The sequence below is a fragment of the Paenibacillus sp. SEL3 genome (assembly GCF_054602585.1).
In genome coordinates this window covers 3,559,529-3,579,693 of the sequence record NZ_CM137725.1, presented here as the reverse complement: position 1 = coordinate 3,579,693, position 20,165 = coordinate 3,559,529, and the positions used below count along the sequence as shown (strand labels likewise).

At 43.2% G+C, this 20,165-nt stretch carries 14 protein-coding genes; 4 read left to right on the top strand and 10 right to left on the bottom strand.

Annotated elements, in window-relative coordinates:
* Positions 1–145: 145 nt before the first annotated feature.
* Positions 146–733, top strand: coding sequence for an RNA polymerase sigma factor (locus ACYCS5_RS16490; RefSeq protein ID WP_165149194.1), 588 nt, complete (start codon positions 146–148; stop codon positions 731–733).
* 156 nt (positions 734–889) lie between these two features.
* Here ACYCS5_RS16490 and ACYCS5_RS16485 read toward each other — a convergent pair whose 3' ends face one another.
* The 8 genes from ACYCS5_RS16485 to ACYCS5_RS16450 all read right to left on the bottom strand — a co-directional run bounded on the left by ACYCS5_RS16485 (position 890) and on the right by ACYCS5_RS16450 (position 10,599).
* Positions 890–2,737 (bottom strand): ABC transporter ATP-binding protein, encoded by a 1,848-nt coding sequence (locus ACYCS5_RS16485; RefSeq protein WP_238437949.1) that lies wholly within the window; start codon positions 2,735–2,737, stop codon positions 890–892.
* Positions 2,738–2,795: 58 nt separating this feature from the next.
* The gene (locus ACYCS5_RS16480; protein WP_459759797.1) at positions 2,796–3,968 is read right to left on the bottom strand and encodes a hypothetical protein; all 1,173 of its coding nucleotides are present in this window, start codon (positions 3,966–3,968) and stop codon (positions 2,796–2,798) included.
* On the bottom strand, positions 3,944–4,633 hold the full coding sequence (locus ACYCS5_RS16475; protein ID WP_029516841.1) for a hypothetical protein: 690 nt from the start codon (positions 4,631–4,633) through the stop codon (positions 3,944–3,946). The genes ACYCS5_RS16480 and ACYCS5_RS16475 overlap by 25 nt, the downstream gene beginning before the upstream one ends.
* Positions 4,634–4,637: 4 nt before the next feature.
* The gene (locus ACYCS5_RS16470) at positions 4,638–5,525 is read right to left on the bottom strand and encodes an ABC transporter ATP-binding protein (RefSeq protein WP_340843192.1); all 888 of its coding nucleotides are present in this window, start codon (positions 5,523–5,525) and stop codon (positions 4,638–4,640) included.
* Positions 5,506–6,927, bottom strand: coding sequence for a PapB family radical SAM/SPASM ranthipeptide maturase (gene papB, locus ACYCS5_RS16465; RefSeq protein ID WP_165149200.1), 1,422 nt, complete (start codon positions 6,925–6,927; stop codon positions 5,506–5,508). The genes ACYCS5_RS16470 and papB overlap by 20 nt, the downstream gene beginning before the upstream one ends.
* A gap of 624 nt (positions 6,928–7,551) precedes the next feature.
* Entirely contained in the window at positions 7,552–8,412 is an 861-nt protein-coding gene (locus ACYCS5_RS16460; protein ID WP_370682672.1) for a carbohydrate ABC transporter permease, read from the bottom strand.
* A gap of 12 nt (positions 8,413–8,424) precedes the next feature.
* Positions 8,425–9,309 (bottom strand): carbohydrate ABC transporter permease, encoded by an 885-nt coding sequence (locus ACYCS5_RS16455; RefSeq protein WP_013308374.1) that lies wholly within the window; start codon positions 9,307–9,309, stop codon positions 8,425–8,427.
* Positions 9,310–9,345: 36 nt separating this feature from the next.
* Complete coding sequence (locus tag ACYCS5_RS16450) at positions 9,346–10,599, bottom strand: sugar ABC transporter substrate-binding protein (RefSeq protein WP_250242125.1); 1,254 nt, start codon at positions 10,597–10,599, stop codon at positions 9,346–9,348.
* Between the two features lie 601 nt (positions 10,600–11,200).
* Here ACYCS5_RS16450 and ACYCS5_RS16445 point away from each other — a divergent pair.
* The 3 genes from ACYCS5_RS16445 to ACYCS5_RS16435 all read left to right on the top strand — a co-directional run bounded on the left by ACYCS5_RS16445 (position 11,201) and on the right by ACYCS5_RS16435 (position 17,996).
* Positions 11,201–13,363, top strand: a complete 2,163-nt coding sequence (locus ACYCS5_RS16445; RefSeq protein ID WP_459761319.1) for a glycoside hydrolase family 3 N-terminal domain-containing protein — start codon at positions 11,201–11,203, stop codon at positions 13,361–13,363.
* A 25-nt stretch (positions 13,364–13,388) separates the two neighbouring features.
* The gene (locus tag ACYCS5_RS16440; protein ID WP_459759796.1) at positions 13,389–16,829 is read left to right on the top strand and encodes a GH36-type glycosyl hydrolase domain-containing protein; all 3,441 of its coding nucleotides are present in this window, start codon (positions 13,389–13,391) and stop codon (positions 16,827–16,829) included.
* A gap of 162 nt (positions 16,830–16,991) precedes the next feature.
* Entirely contained in the window at positions 16,992–17,996 is a 1,005-nt protein-coding gene (locus ACYCS5_RS16435; RefSeq protein ID WP_165149206.1) for a LacI family DNA-binding transcriptional regulator, read from the top strand.
* Between the two features lie 93 nt (positions 17,997–18,089).
* Here ACYCS5_RS16435 and ACYCS5_RS16430 read toward each other — a convergent pair whose 3' ends face one another.
* The gene (locus tag ACYCS5_RS16430; RefSeq protein ID WP_340884099.1) at positions 18,090–18,767 is read right to left on the bottom strand and encodes a hypothetical protein; all 678 of its coding nucleotides are present in this window, start codon (positions 18,765–18,767) and stop codon (positions 18,090–18,092) included.
* Positions 18,768–18,860: 93 nt separating this feature from the next.
* Positions 18,861–20,081 (bottom strand): stalk domain-containing protein, encoded by a 1,221-nt coding sequence (locus tag ACYCS5_RS16425; protein WP_165149210.1) that lies wholly within the window; start codon positions 20,079–20,081, stop codon positions 18,861–18,863.
* Between the last annotated feature and the right edge of the window lie 84 nt (positions 20,082–20,165).

Sequence of the window (20,165 nt, the reverse complement as noted above, 5' to 3'; positions counted from 1 at the left end):
AAAACATCTTTTAACTGTTCTAGTAATTCCATATTTACGAGATTAAATATGATTTATGTCATTCTTGAAAATTGGAATTAATGTATATGATTGGCACATACAAAAATCACTTATTTTTTTATCCGTCCAAAGGGGGCTTGAACAAATGCCGACCACGATGGTTATCGACTGTTGCAAAGAGGATCAGTGCAGAGGTAGTTCCAGATGCTTTTACAGAAAAATTTGTGAACTTTATCTGAGCGAGGTATACCGTTTCTGTATGCATTTAGTCAAGAATCAGTCTTGCTTTACATTTATGGCAGAAGAATGTACACAAGATACTTTTGTAGCGGCAAGACAGCAACTGGTCAAGCTCAAACAACACCCCAATGTAAAAGGTTGGCTGTACCTCACGGCTAAAAATCTTATATATAAATCATTTAGGTGCTACTATACACAAAAAAAGCATGAAACTACGCTTGAATGTGAGAAGATCTGTATTTATTCAAATTCGGTAGAGGAGGAGTGGGAAAATCGTAGATTGGGAGATGTGGATACGGTTATCGTTAATATACTAATGCAGCTTTCCAACAATGAATATACGCTCTATGAAGACTACTTTTGTCGACAACTGGCTGTGCCCTTCCTTGCTGTCAAATATAATATTTCGGTTACGGCTACAACGACTCGAATCTATAGACTGAAAAGAAAACTTCGTACATTGTCTCATCAATATTGTCTAACTCATATATAAATTATCCATGAAGGCAAAAAAGCGGAGCCCCTCTTCCTAAAAGACGCTCCGCTGTTCGTATGTGACTATGACTTGTATATACTACATAGTCTACTTCTCTAGGTAAAAAATAATACTGTTCCCAGCCCAAATATATGCCAGAATCCCTATACACAGTTAGCGTGTATCATTAGTAACTAACGCTTTCTGGAATGTATTAATTTCATCAAAAAATAAATCATAGTAAAGCCCTCGACTTTCAATTAGTTCTTGGTGAGTTCCTTCTTCTATAATCTGACCCTTATCCAAAACTAAAATTTTGCCTGCATATAGAACAGAGGTATAACGATGAGAAATGTAGAGGCAAAGCCTATCAATAACAAAATTTTGAAATTGGCGAAATACTTGTTTTTCTGACTCTGGATCAAGAAATGAACTAGGCTCATCTAATACGTAAACGTCAGCATCTTTGAAGAGCGCTCTGGATATAGCTATCTTTTGCCACTGCCCTCCTGAAAGCTGTATACCCCCTTCAAAGTTTCTTCCTAGCTGTTGTTCTAATTGATTAGGAAAATGTCGTATTACCTTATCTACTCCTGTATATTGTGCCGATTCCCATATCCTAGTATCAAATTCAAGATGTTCTATGCTGCCAAAACCTATATTTTCTCTTACTGAAAAGTCGAATTGAATAAAATCCTGAAATATAACGCCTACTTTCTTGTAAAGCATTTCTTTATTATAATTTCGAATCGAGATTGAATTGATTAAAATATCTCCTTTAAAGTCATCATATAATCCCGTTAAAAGTTTTATCACAGTTGTTTTCCCTGATCCATTCCTGCCCACTAGAGCAAGAGATTCACCACGCCTCATTTTAAAACTTATATCTTTGAGAGCCCATTCTTTTTGATCTGGGTAGGCAAATGAAACATTTTTAAATTCTATGCTTTCTATCGTTGAATCAGCTTGTATACCTGATTCTCTTAGCAACATACTAGAACTGTCTTGTTTATGTTTTATGTTAAAAAAAGCGAATAATTCATCTAAATACAGATTATGATCACATAATGAAATCAATCCTTGAGATACTGTGTTAATATTTTGATTAGCTAATAATACTGCTTGAACTAATGCATAAATACTGCCAACGAGAAATTCTTCTTTCCATGCCATTTGTATAATCATAATCAAAGCAATGGCTATAAATATTGTACTTATTACTTGAAAAGACAAATATAACGCAATACGTTTTTTGGCTAAATACTTATCCTCTTTGTAGAAAATATCAAAAATGCCCTTATATTTTGCTGTAAAGTAGTCACTAAGTTGATACAATACGATTTCTTTAAAAGACTTCTCATTAGTCAATAAGTAATTAATATACCTGGATTTACGTTGTAAAGGAGCCCGTTTTTTCTTGGCCACATATTGAATTTGTGTGAACCTTAATAAAGAATAAAAAGATGCTAGTGGGGAAACAACAAGAATGAGTAAGACCCACCATCTGAATGCTATTAAAATGGCGATACTAGAGCATAACGTAACCATGGAACTTAACAAATTAATGAGTTCTTTATAGATCTGAATAGGTCTATCTATTGAGTCGTTTTGTACTCTTTTGAGTTGATTATGTACTTGCGGACTTTCAAAATCCGCAAGATTAAATGTCGATGTTTGTGATACTATTAAGGTTTGTAATTTATTTATCAGTGAAATTTGGAACAATTTATCAGAGTATTCAATTAAACTTGAAATAAGCAAACTAGAAAACATCACGATAATTACAGGGAAAACTGCGCTTATTTGAAGCTTATGCCATACCGTGCTAGTCTCTAATTCAGAAACCAAATACTGTATGGAAAGAAGATTAGCAATCGGGAGTATTCCTTTTAGTAGATAGCCAAAAATAATGATAATAAAGTAGATAGGTTCTGTACTCCATAATAACTTAGTTAACTTCGGCCAATATTGGAATGAATGAAATATAGCTCTTATATTCACATGGTCTGCCTCACGTTCCATGCATTCCATCCCTTTCTTTTATATCTATTATTATCGGTTCTTCACGAAATCTCGCTATTTAGCTCTCACTCTCCTGAAGTGTATAGACATTTCCAGGATTTTTTTCTCTAACCTCCATAATAATGTCATTTTTTAGTCGTTTAAAAGCGTTAACTTGCTCATTGGACAAGTGGGGCGTTTGCGGCAAAATGTAATCAATCCACTTACTCGCCCAATCCATCCCACGATTGAATTCTAAGAGCTTATTTGAATAAATATTAATTTGAAGTTTATTATGATGGTGTACTATTATTTTCGGCTCGAACGATGACATGGAGTGCATTCTGGTGATTTGCAAGGTATAGCGAACCGGGTGTGTCTCTTTTTTCTTAGCCACTTGATACAGCGTTTCAAAAAGGGCGGCAAATTGCTTTGCTTGATACGAACTAATCCCCTTATACTCTACTTGTGTTTGTCCCACAGTTATTTTTTGAAATGACGATGTCTGTACATTCTCATTAAATAGCCTCTCATATCCCCACACGCCAATCAGTAGGCTACAGGCAAGCACAGTACTAATCCAAGGGATTATAGACTTTTTGCCACCTCCGCGCCGACTGGATAACAATGTGCCTAATCCGTAAAATAATAAACTACAGCCTAAGAGTCCAAAGAGATTTCGCCAGTTGATCAAATAGGGGTTGAATATATTTACTACAGGAGATATGTAACGAAATTTTTCATTAAAAGACCAGGAAACTAAACCTATGGGAAGGTAAAAAGCAATGAGAAAAGTGAAGGCCAACCCATGATACTTTACTACCTGCCCCAACAAGAGACCCAACATCGACGAAAAAAAACTAGTAAAAAACACAATGATAACCAAATTCCATAATGATACATCAGCGAATGATTTCCATAAAAGTCCTACCATCATGAGCAAGAGAGGAAACGAAAGAATTAAAGAAACATAAAGCTGGTAAGTGATTAGACGGTAATTAGGAAAGACAGAAATATAAATATACGGCTCTGTATGATTGCGATTATGTATACTCGCAATCTGTAAAGAAAAAAAAGCTACAAATAACAAGTTAACACTATAAGTTATTGCAATACCTTCATTCATTATTAAATTGAATAAAATAACCACACTAAAGGAAACGAGCAAGGTTACTGCTTGTTCTCTTCGGAGCAAAAGCTGCAGCCAGAAACGAACTATAATTCCATTCATTCTTGTACCCTCGCCATCCATAGATGATTACTGACTTTCATCAATACCCACATAAGCAAAAATAGGGATATTCGCCCGAAAGCAAACGACCGTGTAAAGAAGTTGGAGATAATCCAATCTGGATTAAACCAGATTGAAATGTAGGGCAAGTTGATAGTAATACTGGTTAAAAGGTAGACAAGCATTACAATGTTCACATACAGTTGTTTACGTAAGAGCAAGTTCAATATGACGGTAACTTGAACAGAATATCCCATAGTTGCTACACCCGCTACTGTTAGATGAAGCAGCGTCAAGAATGGAGCCTTACCATGAGTCGTCCATTGAACTACACAAATCATAGCTAAAGCGACAAACTGAAATAAGCAAACCACTCCCCATAATACACAACTCTTACAATAAAAATATTGGGCTCCTTTATGCAATTTAGGCATAATAACAGAAGAGATCATTTTTTGCTTCTCGCCATCATAAAGAACAGAATACATCAACGGCATTAGTAATATGGTAAAGAACATTTGTCCATGATGCAAAAATATCCATAACTCGTTATTCTTATTCCCTGCTCCTAGATATAAAAATAAAGGAATTAAAAAACAAGAAAACGTTAGTGCTATAAAAAACACTATACTTTTCTTCAAAAGTAAAATTTCAAATTGAACTAGGGCTCTGATTACTTGTCCCATTCTGCTAACTCTCCTCTGGATCGGAAATGTACAGATACGCATCCTCAAGATTAGCCGTTTCAGGTGTGACTTCCGTACAACAATCTGGAGGATGGTTACACAATAATCGAGCCTGAATTCTTCCTTCCTTCCGCACAATGGAGGTGATTCGAGCTTGTTGGCTTAATTGTTCTAATTGATGCTTACCAACATCAACCAACCATACTTTACCCTCGACAGTTCGAATCATATCGTCTATTGCCCCTTGATACAGACAACGGCCTTCTTTTAAAACGAGTAGTTTGTCACATGTGCTTGAAACGTCAGGAACAATATGAGTAGATAACAATATAATCCGACCTTCTCCATAATTCTGAAGCAAGTTTCGAAAAGCAATTCGTTCTTTGGGGTCCAGTCCAACCGTAGGCTCATCAACAATTAACAACTTAGGCTGTCCTAACATAGCTTGGGCAATTCCTAAGCGCTGCTTCATTCCCCCAGACAGCTGTTTTATTTTTTTATGAACTTGATCGATAAGCCCCACCTCAATTAATCGCTGTGATGTCTCCTCTTGAATATGACGCTTACCTTGAATACCTTTTAAAGCCGCAAAATAGTTCATAGATTCCAAAATCGTTACATTTGGAAAAAAATCAAAATGCTGCGGCAAGTAACCCAGTAAAGAACGAATAGCATCCGGTTCTTTTTTCAAAGAATATCCGAATATTTCAACTTCCCCTCGGTCGAATCTAAGTAAAGTGGCAAGAATTTTCATTAAAGTGGTCTTACCCGCCCCATTGTCTCCGAGTAGTCCGAATATACCATTATCAATGTGGAAATGAAGCTCGTTAAGTACTTGGTGAGAACCATATGACTTACTTAAAGCTTGAATATCAATTGTCAAATGAGACATCCTCCAATAATTGCTCTTGCTGCCGCTTAGCAGAGAACAGGTTTTTCTTGTCTTCTTTAGTTAATCGTAAATACAATTTCATACAATCCATTATTGCACTACGAGTAAAGTTACAGTATCTATCCACTGGCTCATTAATCGAACCACTAAGCACCATATTTTCTTGAGGACAACCTCCACCACATAGATTCTTAGCCCAACATTCTCCACATACAGTTCTCTTCTCTAAACGCATCTCACTAAGCAAGCCACTCTTCTTTCTTACATCCATCCCTTCCCTTACATTCCCTAAAGAATAATCCTTTTCATTAACAAATCGTTGACAAGGATAAAGATTACCATGCACATCAACGGCAAGCATATGCGAGACCGCCCCACAAAAATAATCTCGCTTAGAAGAAGAATGAATCATCTTCAAGTATTTTAGAATGTTCGATATTTGACGTGCTTCCCCATACTTTTTAGCCTGAAGCAAAGATTCAAAATGAACAACCAATTTGGTGAATTCCTGTGCATACTTCTCAAAGTCTTCCTCACTAAGCATCTCGACTGCAGGATACATCGCAACATGGCGGATACCAATCTCCATTAAATGTGTAAGTGTATGTGTTATATCCAATTGTACTGGTGAAATCGTAGCTCTTGCTGTTATGGCACCTTTTTTTCTTAAACTTTCTGTTCTATTTAAAATGATTTCATAGGTACCTTTTCTGTTCTGATAATATCGATTGAAATCGTGCGTCATTTGATCACCATCTAGACTTATCTGAATAGAAATATGATGATCTAATAAGAAGTTTTCAATTTCTTTGGAAATCAAGGTGCCGTTTGTTGTCATACTATATGTAACACGTTTATTTGATTTTTCTTGTTTTAGCTTAGTGTAGGCTACAACTTCTTTAATAACTTCAATGTTCAGAAGTGGCTCCCCTCCAAAAAAACAAATATTCAGTTCTTCTTCTTCGCCAGAATGATTAAACAGATAATCAACTGCTTTTAATGCGGTCTCTGTGTCCATCCGTCCTCGATCATTATATTCTCCGTCTCCTCCATAACAGTAAGAACATCTTAGATTACACTCTTGAACCAGCATAAGGATTATAGATGATAGACTTACTTGCTCATCATTGCAACTTTTACATTCCTTTTGAATAGACAAATCTTTGTTATATATAACCGATGCTTCCTTCAGACTAGCTAATAACCTATCTACCTCTTCTCTACTAGAACGATGCTTAAGTAATTCATATATTTCTTCAATTTCCTTACCTTCGCTATTACATATATCTACTACGACATCATCAATCTGAAAAAGCCCATTTGTTTCTATATTGTATAAGTATAACTTTTCATTTTGTTCTATGATTTTGACGGGATTTTTTTCAAATGGAGCACTAATCACTATTAATCATCCTCTCAAAGTTACAAAATAGGAGGAAGTCCAAGAAGATTAGTTCCCAGACCTCCTAATTGACTATCTGTGTTTGAAAGCCCTATCGTTGCAAGTTTTACTTTAATTAATCGCTATCATTATTAGTACACCAATGACCACTTTCTTTGCTACAAAACCAATCGGTAGCATCACAACCTACACAACGATCACGTGTATCACAAAAAACACACGTCATAGGAGAAACACTGCCTTCAGCTGCTTGGTTAACAGGATCGAACAATTTGATTCACCTCATTTTTTATATTTTTTTTATTTCTTTTCCAATATAATCATTTTTTTCGTTACAATCCATACTTTTTTTGAGGTAATTGTGTAAAATTTGTTAACCTACTATTTTGAAATATTTTCAATTAGATATAATAAAAGTATAGTTTTCTTTGCCGAAAAAAGCCGGTCGTTGTTAATGTAATGCATACCCTAATGATTCTGGAGGCCGCAACTTTTAAGAATGAATGTGAGCGGGCCGGAATTTCTAATTTTTCTATAAACAAAAACACAAAAAAACGGAGGGCTTCTTTGGATTAAACTTTGAAGTCCTCCGTTTTTTTGTTTATCAATTTACGTATTAAACTATTACTTAATCCCCGAAATCGTATAGTTCTCAATAATATACTTTTGGAAAACAATGAAGATAATCATGATCGGAACGACCATGAAGGTCGAGCCTGCCATTTGAAGGGCAAATTGGCTTTCGTTCTGTCCCTTGAGCAGTGACAGTCCGACGGACAAGGTGTACAGCTTCTCATCGTTCGCAATAATGAGTGGCCACAAGAAGCTGTTCCATCCGCCGATGAAGGTCAGGATGGCCTGTACTGCGATAATTGGCGTCGAAATGGGCAGCACAATTTGTAAAAAAGTGCGGAATTCCCCTGCTCCATCCAGACGTGTCGCCTCCAGCAGTTCTTCCGGGATATCGGACATGAACTGCCGGAACAGGAAGATCGCGAACGCGCCTACCAATCCAGGCAGGACAATCCCCAGCATGGAATTGGTCAATCCCATCTGGTTCAGAATCAAATAGACGGGAATCATCGTCACTTGACCTGGAATCATCATCGTTGCTAGTACCAGATAGAACAGAAACCCTTTGCCTTTAAATTGGAATTTGGCAAAGCCATAACCCGCCATGGCATTCAGGAATAATCCGAAGAAAGAAGCTAAAACAATGATCAGCGTATTCGTCAGATAGGTTCCAAAAGCCATGCTATCGAATAGTAATTTAAAATTATCCAGTGTAAAATGCTGCGGCCAGATGGTCGGGGGAATTTGGGTTACCTCGCCCTCAGTCTTAAAGGAGGATAAAATCATCCACGCAAAAGGCAGCACCATCAACAGACCTCCCACGGTCAGGAGAGTCGCCACGAACCATTGAAATGTTTTTTCACCACTGCGCGTATTGGCGCGGGCTTGCTGAACAGCTGTTTTCACGTTCATCACCTCTCTCTATCAGGACTCCGCTTTATTTTGCAAACGGAACTGAATCAGCGTCACCGCAATGATTGCGAAGAACAGAATGAACGATCCCGCCGCGGCATACCCGAATTTACTAAATTGGAAGCCGTTATTGTAAATGAACAGGGATGCCGTCAGTGTGCCATCGAGCGGTTTCCCTTTGGTCATGACAAACGGTTCCTCGAAAAATTGCAGCCAGCCGATCATCGTTGTGATGGACACGAAGAAAATAGCGTAACGAAGCTGCGGAAGCGTAATATAACGAATTTGCTGCCATGTATTGGCACCGTCAAGCTGAGCCGCTTCATAATAAGAACCCGGAATCCCTTTAATAGCCGCAATAAAGATAATCATGTTTAAGCCGATGCCCCGCCAAACTGCTAACACAATTAACGAAACTTTCGCAACTGTTGGATCGGTCAACCATGGGACGGGACCTAAATTCATCAAACCAAGTACATAGTTGAATAATCCAAGCGTCGGATTATACAAGTAGCTCCAAACGACCGCGACCGCAACTACATTCGTTACGGACGGTAGATAGAACACGACGCGGAATACTTTGAAAGCACGTGATTTACCCATGTTAATCAGAATCGCGATGCTAAGCGAAAATATCAGCACCAACGGAACACCTATGATGACGAAGAACAGGGTATTACCAAGGGACTTTATAAAGGAAGGGTCCAATAGTACGTTTGTATAATTTTCGAGACCTATAAAGCGAATACTATCATAATTAACGAGTCCGGACAGATCCATATCCGTGAAGCTGATCACGAGCGCCAGTAGTATCGGCAACAGCGAAAACAGCGTTAACAGGATGATGGAGGGACCGATAAACAAGTATGGCGCAAGCTTCTGCGAGCTTCCTTTCATGCCTTCACTCCCTTTGACAATGGCGGATATGGATCATTATTTTTTCATAATACTTGCAGCCTGCTGATTAAAGTCATCCATTTCCTTTTGTACATCGGCATGACCGCGGTAAATACGCTCGAAGCTCTTGATAAATTGTTGAGAAACCTCTTCCCATGCAGCCAGTTGCGGCAATGCTGCGGAATGATCTAGCTGTTTGCGAATCGTCCGAAGCATCGGATCACTCTTCAGTTTGGCATCTTCCCACGATTTAGTAGTCGCAGGCAAGTTACTGGACAGATCCATCCATTTCAGCTGCGTTTCTGGTTTGCTCATGTAAGCCAGGAATTTGGCTGACTCCTCTGGATGCTTGCTGAATTTCATAATTGAAAGGTTGGCACCACCCAAAACGGACAGGTTGTTTACTTTTCCAGGAAGCTCCGCTATATTCCACTTACCTTCCAGTTCTGGTGCCTTGCTCTTGATTTCTTTAATCATGAAAGGGCCGCTGATAAACATTGGAACGATCCCCTCGCCTTGCAAACCTTGAACGGAGTCAATTCCAATATCCACTGCGTTAGAGCCATTTTGGAAAAAGGTATTTACATACTTCACAGCATCTACAAACGGTGGTTGGTTGAACAGCGGATTGCCCTGCTCGTCAACCAGTTTGGAACCGTTCTGGAGAGCAAACATAAAGCCCATAGACTGCTCCTTTGCACTAAAGGAGATACCATATTTGCCTTTGCCCCGAGCCGCCAGCTTTTGGGCAGCATCGGAAAGCTCTTCCCACGTTTTAGGTGCTTCATTATATCCGACTTGTTTCAGCAGGTCAGAACGGTAGAACAGAACTCTCGTTTCAGTGTACCAAGGCACACCGACCGGTTTTCCTTCAAATTTTGTCGTACCTACAGCACCCTCGAAGAAATTCTTCGATTCCAGCTCAGGATACTTGCTGATATAAGGGGTAATATCCGTCAATGCACCCGCAGACGCAAGTTCTGGAACCCATGATGTACCTAACTGAACCACGTCCGGACCGGATTTTGAAGCAACTGCTGTCAGCAGCTTATCGTGAGCGTTATCCCAAGGCAACGCCTGTACCTCAACATGAATATCCGGATTTTCCTTTTCAAAACCTTTCACAATTTCAGGCAACAGCTTTCCTTCCGCTCCCATACCCCATAAGGTGATGGTCGTCTTGCCATTCGCATCTTTGCCAGACGAATCATCCTTGGACGAGCAGCCCACCAGCGCGCCCCCCAGTAATAAGGTACTTGCCAAAATGATCCCTAACGTTCTTTTCATCATACGAATTCCTCCCGAGATGACCGGTTTACCGATCATGCAATATGATAACGGATTCAAATACGAGGACTTTGCAAAAATTCAATAAGCATCTTCCAATGAACATTATATAGAACGAAATGGTTTAATTCGTCCATATATTGCACTTTGAAACGACAAGAATCGAATTTTGTAAAATCCTGATGCATGTAAATACCTAGCGATTAAAGCATACCGCTATAACACTTATGTTCAAAGCACAAGGACCATACCCCTCAATAGAAACGTTTCGATAGTCATTATAGAACAAATTGAAACCGTATTCAATAGGAATATTATTTTTTATTTGCTCAGAATACCGACTCTTTTTCATATATATCATCTTTATTACGTTATTTAACCTATGAAAAGACCCTGAATTGGATTTGACTCTGTATTTGAAAGCGTATATAATCCAACTGAGTTCAATAATAGAAACGTTTCGATTAATAATACGACAGAACATTATGCTTCTATACTAGCTATTAGCCTTTTTAGCACTTTTTTGAATCATCTTTATCCAAAAAATCTCATGAATCTGAAAAAGAGAGCTGTCCACCAACAATACAGCTTATGGAGGATTATGATGGAACAACACCTGAATTCCTATTTAGAAAGCATGACGCTTGAAGAAAAAGTTGATCAACTGCTACAGCTTGTAGGTGCCTTCTTTGAAGAAGCGGGAACAGATAGTCAAATTACCGGCCCTATGGCTTCTCTTGGCATCACAGAGAAAAATGTCCATAACGTCGGTTCCGTGCTTGGCATCGCAGGGGCCAAGGAAGCAATTCGTGTTCAGCAGGCTCATTTGAGTAAAAACCGTCTGGGTATTCCGCTTTTAATTATGGCAGATATTGTACATGGCTTCAAAACGATTTTCCCTATACCGCTGGCTATTGGTTGCTCATGGGATATGCAGCTGGCAGAAGAGAGCGCTACCATTGCTGCCCGCGAGGCGGCTGTATCCGGTGTTCACGTCACATTCGCCCCTATGGTCGATCTGGTGCGTGACCCGCGCTGGGGCCGTGTGATGGAATCTACTGGGGAAGACCCTCATCTCAACAGTCAATTTGCCCGTGCGTTTGTGCGCGGATTTCAGGGTAAAGATCTGACGAACGATACCGACCGGGTGGCCGCATGCGTGAAGCATTTTGCCGCATATGGAGCTGGTGAAGGCGGACGGGATTACAACACTGTAGATGTATCCGCATGGCAGCTGCGAGAGTATTATCTCCCCTCCTACAAAGCTGCCTTAGATGAAGGCTGCGAAATGGTGATGACGTCCTTCAATACCGTAGAAGGCGTAGCCGCAACGGGCAATAAGCGCCTGATGCGTGATTTGCTTCGTGATGAATGGGGCTTTGATGGTGTACTCATCTCGGATTGGGCCGCCATCAAGGAGCTTATCCCTCACGGCATCGCCGAGGATGAGCGCGAGGCAGCGAAGAAAGCACTGCTGGCTGGCGTAGATATTGAAATGATGACCTCCTGCTATAACGGGCATCTGCCTGAACTGGTTCGCAGCGGACAGCTGGATGAAGCGCTCATTGATGAAGCAGTAATGCGTATATTGAAGCTCAAGCAAAAGCTGGGCTTGTTCGAAAATCCGCTACGCGGCGCAGACCCTGAGCGTGAACGTGAAGTTGTGTTCTGTGAAGCTCACCGTACGGTTGCCAAAGAATTAGCTATTAAATCTTGCGTGTTGCTCAAAAATGATTCCGTTCTTCCATTGAATCGCAATCAACATATTGCGTTGATCGGGCCTTTTGCAGAGAGTGGTGATATCTTGGGCTCTTGGTCGTGGAGCGGTTCGCAAGAGGAAGCTATTCGCGTTGTTGACGGGTTCCAATCGAAAATATCCTCCTCGCTGCTCACGGTTGCGACAGGTTGCTCTATCGACGATATAACTGAGGAGCAATATGCAGAAGCTCTGCAAGTTGCCAGCCAAGCAGAGGTTATCGTGTTGGCGCTTGGAGAGCGCTCGGATATGAGTGGTGAAGCAGGCAGCCGTTCCAATATTCGCCTGCCACAAGCCCAGTTGGAACTGGTGAAGCGCCTGAAGACGCTGAACAAGCCTATGGTAGCCGTATTATTTAATGGTCGTCCGTTGGATCTGCACGGTGTTATTGAAGAAGCAGACGCTGTACTGGAAGCCTGGTTCCCTGGTGGCGAAGGCGGCGTGGCGATTGCCGACTTGTTGTACGGTGATGCCGAACCTACGGGTCGCCTGACCATGTCATTCCCGCAATCGGTCGGACAGGTGCCCGTGTACTACAATCATTTTAATACAGGACGCCCGCAGTTAGATCCGAATACAAAAGAACGTTATGTGTCTCAATATCTAGACGTACCGAACGAACCTTTATTCCCGTTTGGCTATGGACTGAGTTATACCGATGTCGCTTATGATAGCGTACAGCTTTCCGGCGATACCCTTATACCTGGTCAGGAACTGACCGTGAAAGTGCAGGTAACGAACACAGGAACACGTCCAGTCGAAGAAACCGTCCAGTTCTATGTTCGTGATATCAGCGGTGATACGGTTCGCCCAATGAAAGAACTGAAAGATTTCTGCAAAGTCCTTCTTGCCCCAGGCGAAAGCCGGGAAGTGGAATTTGCATTGACCGAGCCTCAGCTGCGCTATCATCATGCAGATTTGAGCTTCAGCAGTGACAGCGGTGAATTTGCCGTCTTTACAGGACCTAACAGCCGAGATACCAGCGAAAGCCGTTTTCGGTTAGTGAAATAAACAAGAAAGTGAGGCGTTCCCTTTGATGAATACAAGTCTGGATCAAAATATTTTGCTGCGGGCCGGCGACCTGTCTTTTACCTTCTTGAGCAGCGGTGATGTGTATAAGATCGCCCATGGCTCAACGATGATCAACCAGCTGTTGACCAATTCAGTCGATGGTTCCCTGAACAATCTGTACTTGAGATTGTACCGTCCATCCGGTGTAAGTATCACTCCCCTGCTTGGAGTTCGCTCACCGGGAGTAATTCGACAAACAGATCAGCAGATTATTTGGGAAGGTTTCACCGCTGGTGTAGGCTATCAGGTGACCTTCACGCTAAGCCGCCTGGGAGTATGGTTCTGGGATGTAACCCTACAGGGCGATGACGTGGAAGCAGATGTCGTGTACGGTCAGGATATCGGCATTGCTGATACCGCTGCTGTACGCAGTAATGAAGCTTATTTGTCTCAATATATTGACCACACCGTCTACCATAATGAACAAAGAGGCTATACCGTTTGCTCACGTCAAAACCAGCCTCAAAGTCAGACATTCCCATACATTCAACAAGGCTCGTTAACCCGCACTGTTGGTTACTCGACTGACGGTTTTCAGTTCTTTGGACTATCGTACAAGGAAACGAATGAGCCGGAAGCACTCCGTCGCGACTCGCTCGCCAATGAAGTATACCAATACGAATTCGCCTATACCGCATTGCAGTCCGAGCGAGTGGAACTTGCCGGGGAAGCTCGCTTTACTTTTTACGGTCTTTTCCAGCCCAATCATCCAGCCGCAGTGACAAAGCTGGAGTATCAGGAACTGGTGACAAAGGCACGCGACGAAGTAACTGCCGTTCTAGCAGACGCCTCTGAGACCAGCATACCGACACACGCGGCAAGTGATCTTCAGGCAGGGCGTGTGGCTCCAGCTCAAACCATCGGTGAGCCGCTGCGTACGCTGGACTTCACCGATGCCGAAGTGAATCAACTTTTCCCCAAACGGCAGGAAGAAGAACGGGATGGCAATAAACTCCTTTCCTTTTTCACGGACAGCTATGAGCATGTTGTACTCAAATCCAAAGAGCTTCGTGTAGAGCGTCCCCACGGGCACATTTTAATGGGCGGGCATTACTCAGGAGGTAAGGAAGAAACCATTACAACCACCTCCTATATGTACGGGGTGTTCAATTCCCAGCTCGTAATCGGCAACACGAATTTCAACAAAATGATTACCAACGCGCGTAATGCGCTCAATATTCCCAAGACATCCGGTCAGCGCATTTATGTCGGAATCCAAGGGAAATACCGCCTGCTCACGATGCCTTCCCTGTTCGAGATTGGCTTTAATTATGTGCGCTGGTACTACAAAACGGCTGACGATACATTCATGATTACAAACTATACGAATGCCGATAGCCCAGAAGTACGGCTTCACATGCGTGCGGCAAGTGGCCAAACCTATCCGTTCCTCATCACTCAGCAAATGTCTATGCATGTGAACGAATATGAGCTTCCGTTTCATATGGAACGTGAAGGCGACGCCCTACTCTTCCGGGCAGACTCTGCTTCCCTGAGTGCCGAAGCCTATCCCGACCTGCTGTACCGAATGCACATAGAAGGCGCTCCATTACAGCATGTGAGCGACGCTCACGCACTGCTACAGGGTAATGCTTCCCCTGATGCATCTCTGGTTGTGCTAGAGCTGGGTGACAGCAGCGAATGGACCTGCACCGTGCAGGGTTGGCTGAATGGACTTACAGCCGGGCAAGAATCAGCGCACAAAGAGCGTCACGTTTCCTTTGAAGATGTACGCGAGCACTATCGGGCATATTTTGCCGAGCTTATGAACGGTTTCCATCTATCGCTGGGTCAACATGAAACAAGCGAGCTGTTCCGTGTGAACGCAGTGGCTTGGTGGTACACCCATAATATGCTCGTTCACTATTCTGTACCTCACGGTCTGGAGCAATACGGCGGTGCAGCCTGGGGAACACGCGATGTGTGTCAGGGGCCTGTGGAATATTTCTCAGCTGTGCAAAAGTTCGATGAGGTTCGTTCCATTCTGCTGACTGTTTTCAGCCATCAGTACGAGGACAGCGGAAACTGGCCGCAATGGTTTATGTTTGACAACTATACTCACGTGCAGCAAGAAGAAAGCCATGGGGATATTATCGTCTGGCCGCTCAAGGTACTGGGCGATTATTTGACCGCTACCCGTGATTACAGTATTCTGGAAGAAAATGCACCTTACACCCATCGACATACTTTCGATTATACCAAGCAGACCGCGACTCTCATGGAACATGCCCTGAAGGAAATCGAATACATTCGGGATAATTTCCTGCATGATACGTATTTGTCGGCCTATGGCAACGGCGATTGGGACGATACCCTCCAGCCAGCCAATGCACAGCTGAAGCAATACATGGCGAGCAGCTGGACGGTTGCACTCACCTACCAAGTTATTAGTAACTTTGCTGCAGCTTTGGAGCAGGCCCCCGCGGGTGTAGTAAGCGAAGCCGACAAGATTGCACAAGATCTACATCAGATGGCCAATGGCATCCGTAAAGACTTTAACCGCTACATGCTGGAGAGCGGAATTATTCCGGGCTTCGTGTATATGGAAGAGCCCGGTCAACCTAAGCTGATGCTCCATCCATCTGACACTGAGACGGGAATCCATTACCGCTTGCTGCCGATGACGCGCAGCATGATCAGCCAGCTGCTCACGCCTGAGCAAGCATTGGCTCATGAGCAACTCATCCGTGAACAGTTCCTCTGCCCGGATGGTGTGCGTCTGATGAACCGTCCTGCACAGTATGATGGCGGTGTGAGCTCGCACTTCAAGCGCGCAGAGCAAGCGGCCAACTTTGGACGTGAGGTCGGACTGCAATATGTGCACGCCCATATCCGCTTTGCGGAAGCGATGGCCAAATTGGGACGCAAGGATGATGCCTGGCATAGCTTGAAGCTCATCAATCCGGTCGGCATCCGTGCGTCCGTACCGAATGCCGAATGGCGCCAAAGCAACGCCTATTTCAGCAGCTCGGACGGTAAATTTAATAACCGCTATGAAGCACAGGAACGGTTTGGTGAATTGCGTGAGGGAGCTGTACCCGTCAAAGGCGGTTGGAGAATCTATTCCAGTGGTCCAGGAATCTATATGAATCAGCTTATATCGAACGTCCTTGGTGTTCGTCAGTCGGGCGAAGATCTGATCCTAGACCCCGTGCTGCCGGATCATCTCGACGGATTGGAATTTGAATTTTCCTTTGCAGGAAAACCAATTACCTTCGTCTACCGCATGCTGCAAGAGCATACTGGCGGTGAGCAGGGCCGTACAGTATTGAACGGAACACCACTGGAAAGCGTGCCAGCCGATGATAATCGCTACCGCTCCGGTGCCTTGCGCATCAAACGCGAGATTTTCGAGCAAGCCTTGGCAGAACATGACGGTGTACACCGTCTGGAGATTATTTTATAAAGCGTTTTTAATGCTAAATCTGGTATAGGCAACAAAGGGATGGCGATCTTGCGGGATCGCCCTTTGCTGCTTAGGTGTAGGACTACGACATTTGGAATAGATATGTGGTTAATAATGAATATACAATAGCAATTATAAGATGGACGACAAGGAGGTGACGATGTGGTCAGCATTAAAGATATCGCCAAACAGGCGGGCGTTTCCATATCTACCGTTTCATATGCCTTGAATGGTAGCGATAAGGTAACAGAAGAAACTTGCGCACGTATTTTAGCCATTGCCAAAGAGCTTAACTATGTGCCCAATGCCGCCGCACGTAATCTCAAGAAAAGGCAGACCAAAATTATTGGCGTTTTCCTAACTGATTTCCGTGGAGACGTTTATGGAGATTTACTGTATGGCATCAAGGAAATTTTGAACCGCAAGGGCTATGATCTCATCGTATGCAGCGGTAAGCAGTCTCACCGAATGCTGCCGGAACGCATGATCGACGGCGCCATTGTGCTGGATCAGACGTTTGATAGTCAGGAGCTACTGAACTACGCCGAGCGAGGACATAAAATTGTCGTGTTGGACCGTGAACTGAACCATCCTAACATTAACCAGGTGCTGCTGGATAACAAAGCGGGCGCCGCTCTCGCAATCGAACATTTATTGGAATTGGGACACCGTAAGCTATATGTGGTTACCGGACCAGAAGGTTCTTACGATTCATGGCAACGGATGCAGGCGGTCAAGCAGACCATTGAGCGTAGCGGCGTGGCTGAAATGATCGAAATTGACGGCGATTTTGAGAAATCGGGCGGTGAACAGGCGGCTGAGATCATTTTGCAGCAACAAGTTGGCCCGGGTTTGGAACCTGTAGCCGTATTTTGTCTCAATGATGAAATGGCAGTGGGCTTTTACAATCGAATGGCTCAGTCAGAGCTGACGATTGGCAAGGATATTCATATCGTCGGCTTTGATAATATCGAGCTGGCGCAATATATTCAGCCCCGTCTGACAACGATTGACTACTCCAAACGTAAATGGGGCGCTGTAGCTGCCGAACAAGTTCTCAAAATCATTGCCGGGGAAGACGTGGAGCATGAACGTTTATACGTTACGCTTGTCCAAAGAGAATCAGCAGGCGTAGCATTCATCACCCAAGATCAACAGAATCTGTGATGAGCAACGCAGAAGTAACCTGCTCGCCGACCTCCAAAAAAAGAACTTCCACAGTCCCAGTACACGGGTTGGAAGTTCTTTTGGTTATACTTTTTAACCTAACAAGTCCTCAATTGAATTCGACAACGACCGTAAGGGATTACCAATCGTTTGCCCCGTCTCCAGCTCCACTTGTAACGCAGCATCAACCATAGACAACTGTGCTACAGCCAGCCCTCTGCTTGGATCAGCCTCCCTTAGCTCATACAGCGAACGAACCAGCAGTTCCTTATACTCGTCTTCACGTCCCTGCATAATCAATTCAAAAGCGTCCTCCACCACCTTGACCTCTATCAAAGGAGAGATATCCGGTTTGCCTAACAGAGCAGCCGTATGATAAAGACGCTTCATCGTTCCCTCTACAGTAGCCGGATTCGTGAATACCAAGGTCCGTGGCCGCAAATCATCGCATATCTCATGAAAAAAGGGCTCATCCAGCGCAATTACTGGTGTAGACAGGGGCAATTGAGCCTTTTCTGCCAAAACAATATAATTCGTGCACGTTATCAAAATAACGTCTATATCGCTTTGGGCAATCCATCTCAGTTGCTCTTCTACCTTGCGACTGGCATCGTCCGCAGAAAAATGCGGGTCTGACGAGATCCGGCGCATAAGCCCAGGGTCCACAAAATGTATCAGCTCCACCTCATAAGAAGCAAAAGCTCGTTCCACATAGGCTATGTTCGAGTGATGTGCATGCAGGCAGCCCACACGTTGCTTCAAGCCTTCCATCGTCCAACCTCCTGTTATAAGTTTGCATCATTTTAACAGGAAGAGGACGATTAGGAAAGCATGCCAATCACGCCATACCACAAATGCACTTTCTTAAAACTTGCCGTTTGTATTTTTCCACTCTGTTTTAGCTGGAACCTCCTGAACTACGTCCCAATGTTCCGCTACCTTGCCGTTCTCTACCCGGAACAGATCATAGACAGCGGCTGAAGTTCCCTTAGACGATGTCAATTCACTCACAACCAGCACAAAGTTGCCTTCTCCAATGACCATGTGAACCTGATCATATCCAAAGGGAGAACCCTGGCTTCCCGCTGCGGAAAATGCTTGTTTCAAATTGGATACACCGTCACCAAAAAGAGGATTATGCTGAATGTAATGGTCACCGTTATAGTAGCTTTCCAATGCAGCACGATTTTTGCCAACCAGGACATCATCCACAAACTTGCGGATCAGTGTTTTGTTCGTCTCAGTTTGGTTGAGATCCGTGATCTGTGTTGTTCCGTCAATCATGGTATGTCCGCTTGGATTGGCTGGAGCCGAGTCCTGTATGTTGTCCCAATGCTCGACAATTTTACCGTTGCTATCGAAGCGGAAAATATCAAACACAATGCTCGTTTTCCCTGCAATGGACTTTTTATAATGAACCGCTACATAATTGCCATCCTGAATAACACGTTGGATTTCAACCTGTACATTGGCTCCCTTCAATTGGCTAATCCCTTGCAGCAAGGCATCTCTCCCGCTAGCAAAGCTCGGATTGTGCTGAATGTACTGATCCTTGCTGATCCAAGTCTCGACCGCTTTCGTATTTCCGGTTTCAAAGCTTTTCAGAATCTCTATAACCTTATCCTTATTACTCACCCCGATTTGCACCGTTTTGCTGGTCGGGTCCCAAATCACTTGCTTGCCCCATGCTTCTTTGATGACATCGACCGGTACATAGGTTACCCCTTGTTTAGTCAAGATGGGTGAGGTGGACAGCGGTACCTTAATCCCGTTGATTTGCGCTTCCGGGCTGCCCGACACCAGTACAACCGTCGCCTGATCATAACGAATGGTTGTGCTTTGACGCGCCGTATTGAACGTAATATGCTTGGAATCCAGTGGAATCCCCAAACTGGAAGCCAATTGTCTCAAAGGAATCAAAACCTGCTGATTTTCCACGATAGGAGCAATCTTGTAAGCCTCTTTCTTGCCATCTACCCAAACCTGGATACCTGTAGCGGGTTTTGCTTCGGCCGCCAAGGCCGGTACAGCAGAAGATAGCACGAGCAAACCAGCGAGTGCGGCAGTAACCGTATGTTTTTTCATGAATGTGAACCCCTCTCAACATGTAAAATAAAATGTGGAAAACATTTTCCTTTTATGTAACTAATATAGTTACACCTAATCGCA